Annotated in this window: 19 protein-coding genes and 1 pseudogene; 9 read left to right on the top strand and 11 right to left on the bottom strand. The window is 67.9% G+C overall.

What is annotated here, in order from left to right:
- Positions 1–108: 108 nt before the first annotated feature.
- The 5 genes from ACY0MR_RS05485 to ACY0MR_RS05505 all read right to left on the bottom strand — a co-directional run bounded on the left by ACY0MR_RS05485 (position 109) and on the right by ACY0MR_RS05505 (position 4994).
- Entirely contained in the window at positions 109–288 is a 180-nt protein-coding gene (locus ACY0MR_RS05485; protein WP_381409198.1) for a hypothetical protein, read from the bottom strand.
- A gap of 653 nt (positions 289–941) precedes the next feature.
- Complete coding sequence (locus tag ACY0MR_RS05490; RefSeq protein ID WP_473559509.1) at positions 942–2108, bottom strand: low temperature requirement protein A; 1167 nt, start codon at positions 2106–2108, stop codon at positions 942–944.
- Between the two features lie 143 nt (positions 2109–2251).
- Positions 2252–3190, bottom strand: a complete 939-nt coding sequence (locus tag ACY0MR_RS05495) for an alpha/beta hydrolase (protein ID WP_473559511.1) — start codon at positions 3188–3190, stop codon at positions 2252–2254.
- A 62-nt stretch (positions 3191–3252) separates the two neighbouring features.
- A complete protein-coding gene (locus ACY0MR_RS05500; protein ID WP_473559513.1) occupies positions 3253–4185 on the bottom strand; it encodes an alpha/beta hydrolase in 933 nt (310 codons plus the stop codon).
- A 38-nt stretch (positions 4186–4223) separates the two neighbouring features.
- Positions 4224–4994, bottom strand: a complete 771-nt coding sequence (locus ACY0MR_RS05505; protein ID WP_381269817.1) for an SDR family oxidoreductase — start codon at positions 4992–4994, stop codon at positions 4224–4226.
- Between the two features lie 247 nt (positions 4995–5241).
- Here ACY0MR_RS05505 and ACY0MR_RS05510 point away from each other — a divergent pair, with 247 nt between their 5' ends.
- Both ACY0MR_RS05510 and ACY0MR_RS05515 read left to right on the top strand, forming a co-directional pair.
- A complete protein-coding gene (locus ACY0MR_RS05510; protein ID WP_473559516.1) occupies positions 5242–6150 on the top strand; it encodes a helix-turn-helix domain-containing protein in 909 nt (302 codons plus the stop codon).
- Between the two features lie 35 nt (positions 6151–6185).
- A complete protein-coding gene (locus tag ACY0MR_RS05515) occupies positions 6186–7097 on the top strand; it encodes a helix-turn-helix domain-containing protein (protein WP_473559518.1) in 912 nt (303 codons plus the stop codon).
- Positions 7098–7194: 97 nt separating this feature from the next.
- Here the strand turns inward: ACY0MR_RS05515 and ACY0MR_RS05520 are convergent, their stop codons facing one another.
- Entirely contained in the window at positions 7195–7950 is a 756-nt protein-coding gene (locus ACY0MR_RS05520) for an HNH endonuclease family protein (RefSeq protein WP_473559520.1), read from the bottom strand.
- Between the two features lie 778 nt (positions 7951–8728).
- Between ACY0MR_RS05520 and ACY0MR_RS05525 the strand changes: the two genes are divergently transcribed.
- The 3 genes from ACY0MR_RS05525 (at position 8729) to ACY0MR_RS05535 (ending at position 10659) form a co-directional block, all read left to right on the top strand.
- Complete coding sequence (locus tag ACY0MR_RS05525; RefSeq protein WP_473559522.1) at positions 8729–8995, top strand: hypothetical protein; 267 nt, start codon at positions 8729–8731, stop codon at positions 8993–8995.
- Positions 8996–9168: 173 nt separating this feature from the next.
- On the top strand, positions 9169–9681 hold the full coding sequence (locus tag ACY0MR_RS05530; RefSeq protein WP_473559523.1) for a hypothetical protein: 513 nt from the start codon (positions 9169–9171) through the stop codon (positions 9679–9681).
- A 171-nt stretch (positions 9682–9852) separates the two neighbouring features.
- Entirely contained in the window at positions 9853–10659 is an 807-nt protein-coding gene (locus ACY0MR_RS05535) for an SAM-dependent methyltransferase (protein WP_473559525.1), read from the top strand.
- Positions 10660–10676: 17 nt separating this feature from the next.
- On the opposite strand, the gene ACY0MR_RS05540 is transcribed toward ACY0MR_RS05535, so the two are convergent.
- Together ACY0MR_RS05540 and ACY0MR_RS05545 are read right to left on the bottom strand one after the other, a co-directional pair.
- Positions 10677–11606 (bottom strand): Scr1 family TA system antitoxin-like transcriptional regulator, encoded by a 930-nt coding sequence (locus ACY0MR_RS05540; protein ID WP_473559527.1) that lies wholly within the window; start codon positions 11604–11606, stop codon positions 10677–10679.
- Positions 11607–11699: 93 nt separating this feature from the next.
- Positions 11700–11933, bottom strand: a complete 234-nt coding sequence (locus tag ACY0MR_RS05545) for a DUF397 domain-containing protein (protein ID WP_451702167.1) — start codon at positions 11931–11933, stop codon at positions 11700–11702.
- 438 nt (positions 11934–12371) lie between these two features.
- Between ACY0MR_RS05545 and ACY0MR_RS05550 the strand changes: the two genes are divergently transcribed.
- The gene (locus tag ACY0MR_RS05550; protein WP_473559529.1) at positions 12372–12752 is read left to right on the top strand and encodes a hypothetical protein; all 381 of its coding nucleotides are present in this window, start codon (positions 12372–12374) and stop codon (positions 12750–12752) included.
- Positions 12749–13183 carry a hypothetical protein gene (locus tag ACY0MR_RS05555; RefSeq protein ID WP_473559531.1) on the top strand — a complete coding sequence of 145 codons (435 nt, stop codon included), beginning with the start codon at positions 12749–12751 and terminating at the stop codon, positions 13181–13183. Before ACY0MR_RS05550 ends, ACY0MR_RS05555 begins: the two co-directional genes overlap by 4 nt.
- A 288-nt stretch (positions 13184–13471) precedes the next feature.
- On the opposite strand, the gene ACY0MR_RS05560 is transcribed toward ACY0MR_RS05555, so the two are convergent.
- Complete coding sequence (locus tag ACY0MR_RS05560; RefSeq protein WP_473559534.1) at positions 13472–13738, bottom strand: DUF1360 domain-containing protein; 267 nt, start codon at positions 13736–13738, stop codon at positions 13472–13474.
- A 153-nt stretch (positions 13739–13891) separates the two neighbouring features.
- Here ACY0MR_RS05560 and ACY0MR_RS05565 point away from each other — a divergent pair.
- A pseudogene (locus ACY0MR_RS05565) lies at positions 13892–14092 on the top strand (NAD(P)/FAD-dependent oxidoreductase); the annotation flags it as partial.
- A gap of 1 nt (position 14093) precedes the next feature.
- The gene (locus ACY0MR_RS05570) at positions 14094–14261 is read left to right on the top strand and encodes a hypothetical protein (RefSeq protein ID WP_473562009.1); all 168 of its coding nucleotides are present in this window, start codon (positions 14094–14096) and stop codon (positions 14259–14261) included.
- Between the two features lie 124 nt (positions 14262–14385).
- Here ACY0MR_RS05570 and ACY0MR_RS05575 read toward each other — a convergent pair whose 3' ends face one another.
- Together ACY0MR_RS05575 and ACY0MR_RS05580 are read right to left on the bottom strand one after the other, a co-directional pair.
- Positions 14386–15480: a ComEC/Rec2 family competence protein gene (locus ACY0MR_RS05575; protein ID WP_473559536.1), complete on the bottom strand. Its 1095-nt coding sequence runs from the start codon at positions 15478–15480 to the stop codon at positions 14386–14388.
- Positions 15477–16148, bottom strand: coding sequence for a response regulator (locus tag ACY0MR_RS05580; RefSeq protein ID WP_473559538.1), 672 nt, complete (start codon positions 16146–16148; stop codon positions 15477–15479). The genes ACY0MR_RS05575 and ACY0MR_RS05580 overlap by 4 nt, the downstream gene beginning before the upstream one ends.
- Positions 16149–16154: the final 6 nt, after the last annotated feature.

Consider the following 16154-nt stretch of genomic DNA (forward strand, 5'->3'; position numbering starts at 1 on the left):
AGCCCGGAATTCGTCGATCGAGGCACGCCGCGCGGCGGCAACTGCTGCGCGTGGAAGCATGCCGAGTGCATCCAGGAATATGAGCCCTGGTCCGAGATGTGAGCCTGCCTAGTCCGCAGGCAGCCGCCGAGCCAGATCCGCCGCCAGCTGGCCGGCAGCCTCGCCCGCGGGCGTGAGGTCCAACTGCTCCAGGAGCTGCAGGTAGCCCACCGCCTCACGGGCCTCCGCCGCCGTCAGCAGCGGCAGGCGAGGGGCGGACGGGAAGTCGGCGTCAGCGAAGTCATCCACGGACAGACAACCCCGCTGGCGGCTGGCGGGTAACGACGAAGCCCGCCACCTAATCGGGTGACGGGCTCTTCCGCGCTCCTTAGGACGGCATCGTCTGGGCGGCAAGGGTACGAACCGTTGGGCACTCACCGAAGCCCCCCGCCGGGATGGGTCGTCCAGAGCACGGAGCGCACGATCACGCTCCTCACCTGAGAGACGAGCCAGCAGGGCCACCGCTCCACGCAGAGGCAACGGCGTGGCTCACCTCATCAACGCAGAAACCAGCGGGTGCGGTGCTGGCGTACACCGCACGACGAGCCTCCACCAACGACTACCCGGCAGGCTCGTACGCGACGACGGTCGTCGGGCAGTCCTCGGCGAGACCCAGCAGCGCCTCCCGCTCCGTCTCATCTGCGGCCAGGTCCCAGCGCAGCTTCGTGCCGACCCAGGTCGCGGCGTAGGCGCAGTAGTAGGAGGCGTCCGAGGGCGACCACTCGGCCGGGTCTTTGTCGGCCTTCGAGCGATTGGAGGCGGCGGTGACGGCGATCAGGGTGTCGGGGCTGTCCTGGTCGTTCGCGTACGCCTCACGCCGCTCCGGGCTCCACGGGGCCTGCTCGGTTGGCAGGGCGCGTCATTCGGATCGTGCGGTATTCCGGGGGCTGTGGTCGCGTTCTTCAGCGTGTGGCGGCGGTCTTCAGTGAGGTGGTCAGGCGTCGGTGGGCGCGGGTGAGGATGGCCGCGGTGGTGATGAGGATGATGTCGAGGAGGGCGAGAGAGGCGAGTGGGGGCAGCCAGATGGCGGCCACGCCGGTGATAGCGAGGGTGGTGGCGGCGAGGAGGCGTTCTTTCCAGGCGCCGCCGGCGGTGGTGCCGAAGAACCAGGCGGTGGTGGCGAGGTAGAGCGCCGGGCCGCCGAAGAGGAGGAGGGCGAGGGTGGTGGAGCCGTGGCCGGTGGGGTGGGCGATGACGAGTTCGCTGCCGACGGCGAGGGCGACCAGGGCGGCCAGCACGAGGTAGGCGCTGTTGACTCCGAGCCGGACAGAGCGCACGGGGTCGGCGGAGGTGGTGACGGCGGTGGTGATGACGTCTTCGCCGCCGCCGAAGTAGGCGGCCCACAGACACACCAGGGCGGTGAAGACGCCCGCGGTGGCGAGGACGCTGGGGACGTCGACGGGCGCCTCCGACATGGCGCGGCCGGCGGTGAGGACGGTCTCGCCGAGCAGGATGATGAAGAACAGCCGGAGGCGTTCGAGCATGTGCTCGGCGTCGAAGGCGAGCTCGCGGCCGCTGAGGGTCCGGCCGGGCAGCGGGTGGGCGAGCCAGGTGCCGGTGAGGTCGATCAGGGCGGCGGCGGCCCACCACCGCAGGCGAGGGCCGGAGCCGACCGCGGCGCCGGCGATCCACAGAGGGGCGGAGAGCGCCATCCAGACCAGGGTGCGCCGGAAGTGCTCGCGCAGGGCGCCGGTGCGGCCGGCCACGGCCGTGACCACGCCCGCGAAGAAAAGGATGGCGAGGAGCGGGATGACGAACGCCCAGGACCGGCCGGCGAAGGCGCCGGGGACCGCGGCGTTCATGAACAGCCCCAGGCCCATGACGATGACGATCATCCAGCGGGTGACGTCGCGGTGGACGTCGAGGAGGGTGGCTTCGTAGCTGGTGTAGGCCCAGGTGCCGAATACGGCGACCAGCAGGACGGCGGTCTCCGCCGCGCCGCGCCAGGTGAGGTGTTCCAGGAGGTGGTGGGAGAGCTGGGAGACGGCGAAGACGAAGACCAGGTCGTAGAAGAGTTCCAGCGGCGAGACCTCCCGCCGCAGTCTCAGCGACTCGGGCACGCTGCTCATGATGGCGGTCTCCTGCGTCTTGGGTGAGGGCAAGTGTGGCTCGTCTGCCTCGGTCAGCAGTGGCGGCCCGACATGGATGCCCGACCGCCACCACGACGTAACAGTCCGCCCGGTGGAGGGCTGCTCCGCTGGGCGGACAAGCCTCACCGGCTGAGGTGCTTCTTGTAGAACGGGATCAGGTGATCGAGGGCGATCTTGACCGGTTCGGGCTGGTCGTACAGGTCGTAGTGGGAGAAGCCTTCCGCCACGACCAGTTCCTTGTCCTTGGATGCCGCGCGGCGGTAGATCTCCAGGCCGTCCCGGTAGGCGCCGAACGCGCCGGGCTTGTCTCCGACGACGACGCACAGCGGCCGTGTCAGGAGGACTTCGGCGCGGTGGAAGGCGTCCCAGCCGATTGCGGAGCCCTGGCGGGAGAACAGTCCCTCGGTGCGGCCGCCGGGCTTCTCACCGCGTTCGGTGCGGTAGTAGTCGGTGGCCTCGGACAGGTCGATCTCCGTGAGCCCCTGTGCCTTGGCCGCTTCGGGTGAGGCCGGCAGGTACTGGGTCACCTTCCGCTCGCCTCCCCGTGCCTCGGCCGTGCGCTGCTCGGCGATGGCGTCGAGGGCCCCGATGGGGTCGTAGCCGCTGAAGGACTCGTGCATCAGGCGCCCGAAGTTCACGCCCGTCACGCTGCCGACGGCCTTGATGCGGCGGTCGGTCAGGGCGGCGTGGATGGAGTAGCCGCCGCCACCGCACACGCCGATGACTCCGATGCGGTCGGCGTCGACGTAGGGCAGCGTCACCAGGTGGTCGATGACGTAGCTGATGTCCTGGGACCGGTACACCGGGTCCTCGATGGAGCGCGGCTGTCCGCCGCTTTCGCCCTGGAAGCTGGCGTCGAAGGCGATGACGACGAACCCTTCTTCGGCCAGTGCGCTGCCGTAGACGTTGCCGGCGGTCTGTTCTTTGCACGAGCCGATGGGGTGGACGGCGACGATGGCGGGGTAGGTGGTGTTCTCGTCGAAGCTGGGCGGGAGGTGGATGTCGGCGGCCAGGTCCCAGGCGAGCGCCTTGACGGCCACGTGCTTGATGTTGTCGCTCACGGGGTCTCCTCGGTGAAGCGGGGCGGCCGGTACGGGGACCGGCCGTCTGTCCGCGGATGGGGTCAGCTCTGGTCGGCGGGCTCGGCCGCGAGGTGCTCGGTGAAGAACGGGGTGGCGGCGGAGATGGCCTGGTCGACGTACTTGGGGATGTCGTAGAAGTCCATGTGGGTGCCGCCCTCGACGAGCGTGAGCTTCTTGGGGCTGCGGGCGCGGCCGTGGAGTTCGGTGGACATCCACAGCGATCCGGCTTCGCTGCCGGCGACGACGAGGAGGGGCTGGGTCAGGAGGTCTTCGACCATGTGGAAGGCGTCGAAGGTGAAGATCCGCGAGACGCTCTTGGTGAAGAGGAACTTGTTCTTGGCGTTGGGATGCTGGGCGCGCGGGGTGAGGTAGTAGTCGCCGGCCTCGACGAGGTCGCGGGGGGTGTTCTCGTCCGGCTCGGCCGGGACGTAGGGCAGGTAGGCGGGCTCGGCGCCCTGGGCGGCTTCGGCGGTGCGCTGCTGGGCGACGGCCTTCAGGGTGGGGACGGCGGCGGCGTCGGAGTCGGTGCCGTACCAGCCGCGGCGGAAGTTGGTGCCGATGTTGACGGCACTGACGGTGGTGAGGGCCTTGATGCGGTAGTCGGTCATCGCGGCGTTGACGGCGTAGCCGCCGCCGGCGCAGATGCCGAGGGCGCCGATGCGCTCGGGGTCGACGAAGTCGAGCGTCTGCAGGTGGTCGACGGCGGCGCGGACGTCGTCGACGCGGGCGTAGGGGTCCTCCAGGTGGTGCGGCTCGCCGCCGCTGTCGCCCTGGTAGGAGGCGTCGAAGGCGAGGGCGACGAAGCCCTGCTCGGCGAGCTTGGCCGCGTACAGGCCGGCTGCCTGCTCCTTCACGCCGCCGCCGGGGTGGACGACGACGACGGCGGCGTGGCGGGTGGTGTGGTCGAGGCCGTCGGGCAGGTAGAGGTTGCCCGCCATGGTGATCTGGCCGTTGGGGAAGGTGATGGCGTCCATCGTGATGCTCCTGCTGGTGTCGTCAGGTGGTGTGGTGGTCAGTGGGTGCGCAGGTGCGCGAGGTCGTTCTGGAAGCGGGCCGGTTCGGCGTCCAGGGGCAGGTTGTCGGTGTCCTTGACGGCGTCCAGGGCTCCGGGCGCGTCCGGCTCGGCCTCGGCGAACAGGGCGGTGAAGTCGGTGGTGGCGGGGCCGGGACCGGAGAACACTTCGAAGGTCCGGCCGATCGCGGTGTCGTCCAGGAGCGCTTCGACCAGAAGCGCGCCCAGGACGTCGCGGCCGATGCCGCCCTCGCCGGTGTCGCCCTGCTCGATCCGCAGGTGGCCGCCGCCCTCGCCAGCGTCCAGCCAGCCCGGGCGCACGATCGTGTACGGGGCTCCGCTGAGCCGGACGAGGCGCTCGGAGCGGCGCTTCCAGTCCAGGGCGTGGCCGCCGTCGTTGAAGGCGTGGTTCCGGCGGGTGACGAAGATCGTCGTCTGCAGGACGATCCGCGGGCGGCGGCTGCCGAGGGCGGTCAGGACGTTCGCGACGCCGCCGTAGTCGACCCGCTCGAAGGACTCGGGGCGTCCGTCGTCGTCCGAGCCGTGGACGAAGACCACCGCGTCGACGCCGACGACGGCTTCGGTGAGCGTGCCCGGGTCCGTGAGGTCACCGGTCACGATCTCGGTGCCCGGCGGCAGGAGCCGGCGGGCCCGGGAGGCGTCCCGGGCCAGCGCCACGGGGGTGAGGCCGCGAGCGGCGGCCGCCTCGACGGTGTGACGGCCGGTTCGGCCTGTCGCCCCGACGACCAGGACACGGTCGATGTCGGGCATCAGAATCCAGCTCCTTCATTACGCACAGGCGCCGTAGAGGCTTCCAACGGATAGGGGGAAGAATCGCGGCTCGAAAATCCCTAAACCAGAGTTCATATCGACTCTCCGGAGGGCTTTTCCTGGCCACATGAAAGACGGTCGCACGGCCCGCACTCCTCTACCAGAGGACACTTCCATCCCCGGACGGATCCATCCAGGGATAAAACTCTCCCTGCCACCGAAGTCGCGCCCCGGGGAAACTGGGGCCATGACCACCAGCGTGCCGCGCCCCGACGAGCTCGGGGCTTTCCTCAAAGCCCGCCGGGCCGAGCTGAGCCCCACCGCGGCCGGCCTTCCCGAGACCGGAGGCAGGCGCCGCGTCAGCGGCCTGCGGCGTGAGGAGGTCGCCGTGCTGGCCGCCATCAGCACCGACTACTACACCCGTATCGAACAGGGCCGCATACAGGCATCCGCGTCCGTGCTGCACGCCCTGGCCCGCGTCCTTCACCTCGACGACGACCAGCGCACCTACATGCTCGAACTCGCGGGCCGCCCCCCGGCCCGGCCGGCGCGCCGCACCTCCCAGAAGGCACAGCCCCGCCTGCGAAGGCTTCTGGACGACCTGGGAACCACCCCGGGAATCGTCTTGGGAAGGCGCATGGACATTCTCGCCTGGAACCCGCTCGCAGCGGCCCTCGTCACCGATTTCTCCAGCGTTCCGGAAAAGAATAGGAACTATATACGCATGCTTTTCACCGATCCCAGGATGCGGGATCTTTATGCCGACTGGGACAATGTCGCCCACACCTGTGTGGCGCAGCTGCGCATGGAAGCCGCGAGGGATCCTCAAAACCCCCGGCTTGCCGCTCTCGTCGGGGAGCTGTCGGTGCAGGACGCCGACTTCCGCCGGTGGTGGGCCGCCCACCACGTCGCCGTCCGCGGGGTGGGCACCAAAGTGATGCGGCACCCGGTCGTGGGCGAGTTGACCCTGGACTGGGACACCCTCGCCCCGACCGTCGACGCCGACCAGCAGCTCGTCGTCTGGACCGCCGAACCCGGTTCTCCGTCCCATGACGCGCTGCGGATCCTCGCCTCCTGGACAGGCGGCACAGCGGCGGACCGCTCCCCGGCGACAGGGGCCGGCAACGCCTCCGGCGACGGTGTTCCGCGGAGATGAGCCTCCCGGCCGCTGCTCGCTGCCACACTGGAACCATGGCTACCGGCAACACCGATCCGAAGGAACTGGGTGTCTTCCTGAAGGCACGCCGGGCCGACCTCGAACCGCTCCAGGTAGGTCTGCCCGACCCCGGAAACCAGCGCAGGGTGGCCGGCCTGCGCCGCGAAGAGGTGGCCCAGCTCGCCGCCATCAGCACCGACTACTACACCCGGATCGAGCAGGGCCGCATGCAGGCGTCCCTGCCCGTCCTGGAGGCCATCGCCCGCGCCCTGCGCCTGAACGGCGACCAGCGCACCTATCTCTTCGAGCTCGCCGGCCGCACACCGGGCGGGCAGCCCTCGCCCTCGGGCCGGGAGGTCACCGAGCACTGCCGACGGCTCCTCGACCAGCTCACCGAGTCCCCCGCCCTGGTCCTGTCCGACACCATGGACGTCCTGGCCTGGAACCGGCTCGCCGCCGCCCTCCTCACCGACTTCGCTCAAATCCCCGAAGCGGACCGGAACTACGTCTGGCTGCTCTTCAACGACCCTGCCCTGCGAGAGCTCTACGGCGACTGGACCGCTGGAGCGCACGCCTGCGTGGCCTACCTCCGCATGCACACCGCACGCCGCCCGGACGATCCCCGGCTCAAGCGCCTCCTGGCCCGGATGACACACCACGCGGACTTCCAGCACTGGTGGGCAACCCGGGAGGTCGCCGTCCAGGGCACCGGCAACAAGATCTTCCACCACCCCGTCGCCGGAACCCTCACCCTCGACTGGGACACCCTCACCAGTTCGACCGCCCCCGACCAGCACATCGTCGTCTGGACCGCCCAACCCGGCAGCCCCTCCCAGAAGGGACTACGGATCCTGGCCTCCGCCGCTGCACGGCAGACGGCGGCGCCCGCGAGGAGCTCGCGTAGTGGCCCCCGGCCCGGTCTGTATGTGAAGTGCCAGGCGGAGTGAGAGGACGGCAGGGCGGAGATCCTCTCCTTCCCGGACCTTCCTCAACCCGCTTCTCTCCGCCCAGCCGGACGAAGAGCAGAACGGACGCTCTGGGACCCTACGGCGCCGGCTCGTAGGAGACGACGGTCGCCGGGCAGTCCTCCGCGAGGCCGAGGAGGGCGTCGCGCTCGGCCTCGTCGGCGGCCAGGTCCCAGCGCAGCTTCGTACCGACCCAGGTCGCGGCATAGGCGCAGTGGTAGGAGGCGTCCGACGGCAGCCACTCGGCCGGGTCCTTGTCCGCCTTCGAGCGGTTCGACGCCGCGGTGACCGCGATCAGAGTGTCGGGGCTGCCCTGGTCGTTCGCGTACGCCTCACGCCGCTCCGGGCTCCACGGCGCCTGCTCGGAGTCGTAGACCTCGGCGAGCGGGACGAAGTGGTCCACATCGAGGCGGGCGGCGTCGGTGACCGTGACGTTGTCGTACTTGCTGAGCCAGGACCCGCCCGTCAGCGCGCAGCGGTCCGCGACCTGGGGCGCCTCGACGGCTTCGGCGAGGATGACCTCCTTGCGGGTGTTGCACCCGTCGGTCGCGTTAAGGCCCTTGTTCCAGTGCTTGTACAGGCGCCGGTCGTACCCCTCGCGGTGCTCGGCGGCGACGGGCAGGCGGTCAATGGCGTCGAACAGCGGCAGCACCTGCTCCAGCGCACCTGCGCCCGCGAGGGGAGCCGGGGCGCCGGCGGCTGCCTGCGGGAGGGTGACGCTGTCGGCCACCGCCGAGCCGGGGGCGAGCGGCGTGGCGCTGGCCGTGGCGGGAAGAGTGAGGGGGCCGAGGGCAAGCAGAAGCGCGGTGGACCCGCGGAGCAAGTTCTTGATCACGAACGCAGAGCTTGCCGACCCGACCGCTGCGACATGCCGGTAGCGGTACATTCGTCCGCCGTCTGAGCGACAGATTCACCGCAGAAACGATCACGCCTGGAGCCAGGTTGACCGCATTCACACTCAGCCCGCCAGCCGCGCCCAGCATCATCTGAAAGGCACCACCTTGCAGGGATCGCCAAACGCCTGCGTCCCGCACCTCTCGGTGCGGGACGCAGGCGAGGCGGGGAGCAAACGACCAGTCGACTCCCCCTCGGTGGCGCCACCGTAGCGCGTCCTGGAGGACACAGCGCCCAGCTGCGGGGGCAGCTGGCGCGGAAGTTCAGATGACCGAGCCGATGACGCAGCAGTGGTAGCGCAAGCTCATACCCATCGGACGTGCCGGATGTCAGGTGTTTCCAGCACTACGCGCACGAGATCAGCGCGACTTTCCGAGCCGTCGGCAACTCCCCGCCGATCCCACCCAAAAGAGTGAAGATCGCCGCACGAGATGACCGGCGTTTCTGCGGAGCACAAAGGGTTTTCCGGCCATATTCGATCACCGATGACCCTTCTCGGCATTGATGCGCTCAGGATTGCCCACTAGGGAGCTTCACCGCACCCCACCACTACCCAGACATGGAGTTCCTGGCTCCACTTTCGTGATTTTCCTTCAGCTCAGGCCCTCAGCCTTCGCAGCTAGCGTCTGAGACAGCACGGAAAGGGCCCCGGGTTGGTTGGCGTCAGCCCCGAGGCCCCACCGCCGCGCCGGACCACACCCCGACGTAAGGAAAAGGGCATGATGCAGCACGTCCGCCGAAAGCTCACGCGAATTCTCCCGGCAGCGCCCGAGGTTAGCATTCCGGTTTCAACCATCCTGCAAACCGGCGTAGCCAGCGTCAGCATGACGACTCTTCGGTTCAGCTCCCTCCTGACGCTCGGCGCCATCCTCGCTCCCGCTTTCTGGGAGCAGCCCGTGCCTTCGCAGGTGTTGCTCGGCATCACCTGCGCTGCCGCCATGGACCGCAGCGGATTCGCCTGCCTGCGGGTCCGGCGTCGCGCCTGACGCCCTGTCGCTCTCTGGTCGAAGCGGGCTGTCGTCTCGATGGAGACGGCAGCCGTTCCCGTCCCGAGCCCTGCTCCACGCGCGGGCAAGGCTCGGGGCTCACCTTGCCGCGGACTCCTCCATCTCGTTGCGGACGTCCGCGGCCTACCGGCTGCGAGACAACCATGACGGGGATGTGGCTTCTTCCCTCTCGACCTGACGCTGTTGACAGCGGGCTGGAGGCATGGCCCGACCTTCCGCTGCCCGGTGTCAAACCTGCTCTTGGCGCTGCTGCGGCCTACGCCGCCTTTTACTGCGAGCAGTGGGAGGTCTACCGCCGTTATGCCGGCGTTGTCACGGGCGACCCGGCAACGGGTGAGCAGGCGGCACGCGCGGCTTTCGGTGAACTGCGCGCCCAGTGGTCTACCGCCTTGCGGAGCCCGGCGCCGTCCGCCCTGGCCTGGAGGTTGCTCGGCGCGACCACGGCCTCCAGTCGGACGCTCACCATGCGAACACTTCAGCTAACCCTCGATTCGCGCCAGGTGGACGCTCTCGTACTGCATCACCGGCTCGGCCTGTCCGCCCAGCAGGCGGGTCACGCAATGGGAATCACCCCCACCGCTTTTGAACTGCTCAGGCGCAGCGCCTTGCGAAGGGCCGCCGCCTTCCAGCACGTCTCGCATATGCCACCGTCGGATGCGCCCTGACCTGGAAAGTTGTGCGCCGGGGCACTTCCAGCCAAGCCGGTGTCCAATCAGCTTCCAGAAGTTTCACGAGTCCGCGAAAGCGGGTAGCCGTGGGTCGGACCGGCCTCCTAGCATGGCGCTTCCACCCTCGGAAAACCGGCGTACCACAGGGGCGCGCGCGGCCGGGAAAGTGTGGGGAGCAAGCTCATCCTTGACATCAGTAAGCCCAGCGTTGCGCGGATGTATGATCATCTTCTCGGCGGGACCGACAACTACAAGGTCGATCGGGAAGCGTGTGAGACGCTGCTGGAAATGGCGCCCAGTACACGTGAACTGGCCCAGGTGAACAGGGCCTTTCTCGTCAGAGCGGTGCGGCATCTTGCCCGCGAGCACGGCGTCCGCCGTTTCCTGGATCACGGGTCCGGTCTGCCTACGAGACCCAACGTCCACCAGGTCGCCCAGGAGGTCGACCCGTCGAGCGAGGTCGTCTACATCGACAACGACCCCATCGTCTACGCCCACGGGCGCGGGATGCTTGCCGAGGACCCCCACACGACGACCGTGCTGAAGGCCGACTTCCGTGACACGGACCAGATCTTCGAGGCCCCTGAGGTGCAACGGCTGCTACGAGAAGACAAGCCGGTGGCCGCTCTGTTCGTGTCCGTGCTGCACTGCATCCCTGACAGCGACGACCCGTGGGGGCTGATCCGGCGGGTGGCCGAGCGGCTGCCCGCCGGCAGCTACATGGTCGTCTCGCAGCTCGCGAGCGATGACGCGGAGCTCCGGTCGCAGATCACTGACTTCATGGCGGAGATCACCGGTGGCCAGTGGGGACAGGTCCGTTCGATAAGCGAGGTGAACCGCCTCTTTCAGGGCTTGGAGCTGATCGGCGCCGAGCAGCCCTGCGAAGTCTCCCTGTGGAGGCCCGACAGCGACCTGGCCCCCCGGCAGCGAACTCAGGAGTGGGTGGAGTACGGCGGGGTGGCAAGGATCAGGTAGCGGCTCGGGGTGGGCTGCTAGTCGACAAGCCTGTCGATGTGATCGGCCAGGCACTTCATCGACTCCCGCTTGTCCAGGGCCCGTTCCCACAGGTCGTCCAGGGCCGCCTGGTACATCTCGACGTCGTCTTCCTCGACCAGCAGCTCGCCGCCGCGGTTCCTGGCTTCCAGGTAGACCGCGCGGCCGACGGATTCCTCATGCGGCTTGAGCAGGATGATCGAGGGGTGAATAGCTCCGCCCACGCCGGCCAGGATCCGCACGTGGATGCGCCCCCGGTTCTCCGCGAGGTTGTACAGGTGCCGGAGCTGTTCACGCAGCACCACGCGGCCTCCGACCTCCATGGTCAGCACGTGCTGGGCGATCAGCGCCTCGAAGACGGGCGCATCGTCCTCTTCGAGCAGGGTCTGACGCTGGAGGCGCACATTGAGCCGTCGGTCGATCAGGCTCTGGAGTATGCGCTGGCGCTCGGGGTTCGACTGAGCCCGGGTGTAGTCGATCATGAGCGCCTTGGCGTAGGCGCGAGTCTGCAGCATGCCGGGGATGCCGCTCTCCTGATAGGTGCGGATGACCTTGGAGATGGCTTCCATGGCGAAGAGGCCGGCCAAAGGCTCGTCGACGACGTCCGATGCGATGGCCCAGGCCGGCGAGTTGTCGATCCGCCGCAGGCTCCGGTCGGCCTCTTCCAGCACCCAGGGCGGCGCGCCGCACATACGCAGAAACGCCTCGACCTTCACGGGGTCCTGCTTCGTGGTTCCGGTCTCGTACTTGCTCAGCGTAGGCACCGACCCCATCACGGGCACTGCCCGGACGGCCTCGGCCTGGTTCCAGCCCCTCTGATGGCGGTGGAAGCGCATCAACGCGCCGACAGACCGCGCCACCGGGTGTGACGCGGTCTTCGACGGCTTCTTCCCCTGCCCACCGGGAAGGAAAGCGAGCTGACCGGACATGTGTTTACTCCTCGTGCGTGGGCGGCGTTCTCACCGTCCCGCGAGCAGCATTATTCGCCCGATCGGCCCACCGCAACCCGTGGCCAGAAAATTTCAGTCAGTCATCCAGTCGAATTCACCCTTGGTAGCTCCGTCAAGGAAAGCAGACAGCTCGCTCTTCGTGAAGATCAGGGCCGGCCCTTCGGGATCTCGAGAGTTGCTCATGGCGACACTTTCTCCGACCTTGGCAAGCATGATGCACTCACCGATCCCGTCGCTCGCCTTGGCCTTCACCCAGCGTGCGCCCACCAGCTCGCCGGCGCCGATCCCGTTGGCGATATCACTCACAGCTCACCCTTCTTCCCGCCGCTGAACAGCGGCGATGTCCTGCCCAAGCGACTTCTCCCGAGTCGCCCCTCCTGCACTTTCGCTAGCTTGCGAAATTTTCACGCCCCCGCGAAAGTGATCGGAAGTCTAGCCTCCACAGGGCACCGCCGCCGTCCCCCGAAAGGGCGCTTCTAGCGAGCCGGAAAGAAAAAATATGACAATGGAATGAATTCAGAGGGTGAGTCGGGATGGCTCAGCAAAATGGCCGAAGGTAGATGGTGGTCTCAATGCCGCGGGGCATCAGGGAACGTAGAGACTTCACCGGACGGCGTCGGGCGCCTCTGACAGTGGAACCAGGCGAAGGTTCGCCACCGGCCAGGGGGCGCTCGACAGCCCTCAGGATGCGCCCCTCCGGAGCCGAGGGCACAGTGAAGGGACCGGCGCCATCCGGGAGCTGCCATGTACATGGGCCTCGAACCACCGCACCCCGACCTCGACGACGTCGACGACGAGGAAGAGCTCAGCCAGTACGGCACCATCTGGGAGTTCTTCAAGGCACCCGATCCCTCTGGGCTCTGCTGGTGGGGGCTGAGCCTCTCTGTCGGTCATCTCGACGTCGACACCATCACCCTCCGGGTGCGCAAGAGGAAAGCGAACCGGGCCGATCGCATCCGCTACACCACCGCCGGCGCATTGCGCAGAGCCCAGTTCTGCATCTACCACAGCTACTGCGACGGGCACGTGACCGTCATGTGCAAGGACGCCGCCGTACCATGGGGAGACGACGTCCAAGCCGCCTTTCACGAGGCATTCACCCCCCACGCAGGAGGCACGCCGTGAGCTACATCGCCCGCTGGCTCCTCCGGCCGCAGACCACCATCCGCACCCTGTCTGGCTTTGACAACGGCCCCATCGCTGCCGTGATCGACCAAGAAAGCGAACACTCCAGCCAGCTGCTCTGGCGCGTCTGGGACCTCCCCGAATACGAAGTTTGGCTCCGCACTCCCCTCGCCCCCTCCCAGAGACACGAGCTGATCACCAAGCCCGAGGTCCTCATCCCCGATGTCCTCGCCCTGCTCCCCGCCACCCAGGGCCACATCGAGGTCTTCTCCCCCTCTGAACGACGCGTCCTGCAGTCCACGCCATACGCACCGGGCAAGACCCACGACCCGGAGGTCGGCATCGCCGCCCACCTCCAGGAGTACGCCAGCGACCTCCCTGCACTCGCGCGCGCCATGGCCGCCATCACCGCCGCCACCGAGCCGTTCTGATCGACCTCGCGCCAGTTGTTCCACTACGCAGCCGAGATATCAGGCTTGCCAGCAGCCACTTCCACGCACACGGCAAGCCAGTGGCGGCTTCTACGGCCTAGGTTGGGTCCATGACAGAAGTCGACCCCGCTTCCCTTCCCCTCGAACTCTCTGGTTTTGGCGGTGCGCTGGGTGTAGCGGGTGACGGCGGCCGTGATGACGCGGTGTTGCTTGCTCATCAACCGAGCCGGCCCATCGTGTCGTCCAGCCGGTTGATGAACACGTCGGTCCCGGCGACAGCGAACCACTTCAGGCCGTGGAGCAGCAGCGGAGGCCGGCGAATTGGTCGGTGAGCACCAGGTACACGAGGAGCACGGCGCCGGAGATCCACCAGCCCATGCAGTAGACGCAGGAGGTCAGCGACACCACGGCGTTACGGACGCCACTGTCCTTCTTCCGCTCGCGCCAGGCGAAGACCCGCTTGCGGACGGGCTCAAGGATGGTGGCGTGGACTGCAAGCTGCGTCGCGCGGTACCCGGCGAAGCCGAGTAGGGCCAGTTCGGGCAGAGTGATCATGGTCGTCCCCTGGCGGAACACAGCCATCCGGATGGTCGGCGGAGCCGAATAGGGCACTCACCGACGAGAGCTTTCGAGCTCAAACCTGCTGGTCAGCATCGGAATTCAGACTTGAGGCAGGAGCAGGGTGCCGCTCCTGAGGATGCCGCGGCTATGCCAATACAGCGTCCGCATGACACAGGCGCGACGCACCCTGCGGCCACGACCCCTAAGTGCGCGACCTGCGACGGGTTCTTCTTCCGGGACCGCGACATCGTCGTGGTCGGCGGCGGCAACACCGCCATGGAGGAAGCCACCTTCCTCACCCGCTTCGCCCGCTCCGTCACCGTCGTCCACCCTGCGCGCCTCCAAGGCCATGCAGAACCGGGCCTTCGTCGACGACAAGATCTCCTTCGCCTTCGACAGCGAGATCGCCGAGATCGCCGAGATCGCCGAGATCGAGGAAGCCGACGGCATGCTGCCGGGGCGTCTTCGACACGCTTGTTCTGGGTGGCCTCAGGCCGCGCTCGCCGCCCTCGAGTAGGGCGAGGATCCGGCGGGATGCAGATGGCGGCGGCTCGGAGCCGCCCACTCGGGTGTGGTTGGACTCCACTCCGTTCCACCAAGACAGTGTGGGCCGAGATACAGCTGACTTCTTCCACCTGCTGTCATCTGACGCTGTTTCCTGTCGGAGGATTCAGCATTGGCGGCGCCCCCGCGCGGCACAACGGCAATGTTCCTGTCCCCGTCCCTGGCACCAATGCGAGCACGAAATCGCCATGACGAGACAGCGGCGGCGCATACTCGAAGCCGCTCTCGGTGCGGGTGATCACGATGCTGCCCGCGCAGCATCGACTCGCAGAGCGGCCACGGGCCATGGCCTTGGAGAGGTGCCCCTCGGATGGCGGCGGAGAGCCTGCCCCGTGGCAGTGGGCCGACAGTTGCGTGCAGGCGATGTGCGCGTTGGGGGCCGCAGCCCGTACTCCTTCGATGATTTCAGGTCGCGGATTGGCTGTTCGGCCGCTTGTCCCCATCGAGAAGATCACCACGCGCGGGTCAACCGCGGACGTGAGCGAGCGGGCGAACTCCACCGGATTCATAGCTCCGGGTAGGCCGCCATGATGCGGGAAGACAAGAACATTTGCGCAGAGTTGCTGACTCCGGCGATCCAAGATGTCCCGTAAGCCGATGCCGTCGATGTCGCTGGCAAGGAGTACGGCCGCAGCGCCGTCGAGATGGATGCGGATGACGGCGGACATGGTGTTGCTCGTTACCGTGCCGAACCGGGCATCGCGCGTGCGCGGACCCGAGAGCGCCATCAGCGACCGAGGATGGCACACTTCGAGCTCCGCCCGGCCCACGCGGATGGGCAGGCCCGTATCCGTGGAGACCGGCAGGATGCCCGTGATGCGCTTGTCGTCTGCCACGAGCTGCAGGGTTTCCTGCAGGTGCCGCCACGCCCGCGTGTCCTTGGACGCGTCAGCGTTGACCCGGACGCGGCCGAGCGACCATCGCGGGTCCAGGAGGAGCCTGTTCATTCCCGCGATGTGATCGTTGTCGACATGCGAGACGATGACTTCCTCAAGGTCCGTGCAGCCTAGTCGTTCGAGTTCGGCGTGTGTGGTCTCGTCCGCGGCGTCGACAACCGCGCACCGTTTCCCGTCTCGTACGATGGCGGAGTTGCCATGACCAACATCCAGGATCGTGACCGCAAGATCGTCCTCGGGAGATGCGCTCTGACGGGGGATAGAAGGAACGGTCACAGGGTGCGGACTTCCTCGGACAGTTGGGGGGCCAGGGAGATGTGTGCGAAGCAGAGGTCCTCAGCCCGAGGGGCGTAGCAGTTGACCTCGGCCCGCAACCAGGTTCCTGGCAGCAGAGCATCGGCCGGCATCCCGGTGTCCTCCTCGAAGCGCAGGAGTGGCAGGTGCGCCACCTGCGTCAGGCTCCAGCCGCTGACCAGCACCTCGGCGTACGGCGTTTCGCCTGCGGGGTGCACGGCGAGGACCTCTACCGGGGTGCGGAACCGGCTCCGCTCTCGTGACCACTTGCCGGCCGCCTCTTCGAAGGCGTATCGGACGGCGCCAAGGACTGCTTCTTCGTCGGCGTGCTTGGGGACCACCGCGGGGATGTCGGCCCGCCAACGGTGGATCGAGGATGCCTCGTGGGTACCTACATGCGAACTCATGACGATCGCCGGAAGCTTGTGAGGGCGGCTGTTGGCGCGGGCAGCGAGCTCCGCTCCCGTGAACGCGATCGGCCAGCTGTTGCTCAGCTGGTGGTCGCAGACGAGCACGTCTAGAGAGGGCAGCGTCGACAGATACTCCTCCGCTGTGGCGCGGGGCTGCGGCCGGGGCATGATCAGAGCCTGCATGTCGAAGTCTTCGAAGAGCCGACCAAGGGCTTCCGCGTCGGCCTGCACATCGTCCACGATACC

Source organism: Streptomyces sp. JN8 (genome assembly GCF_055808075.1).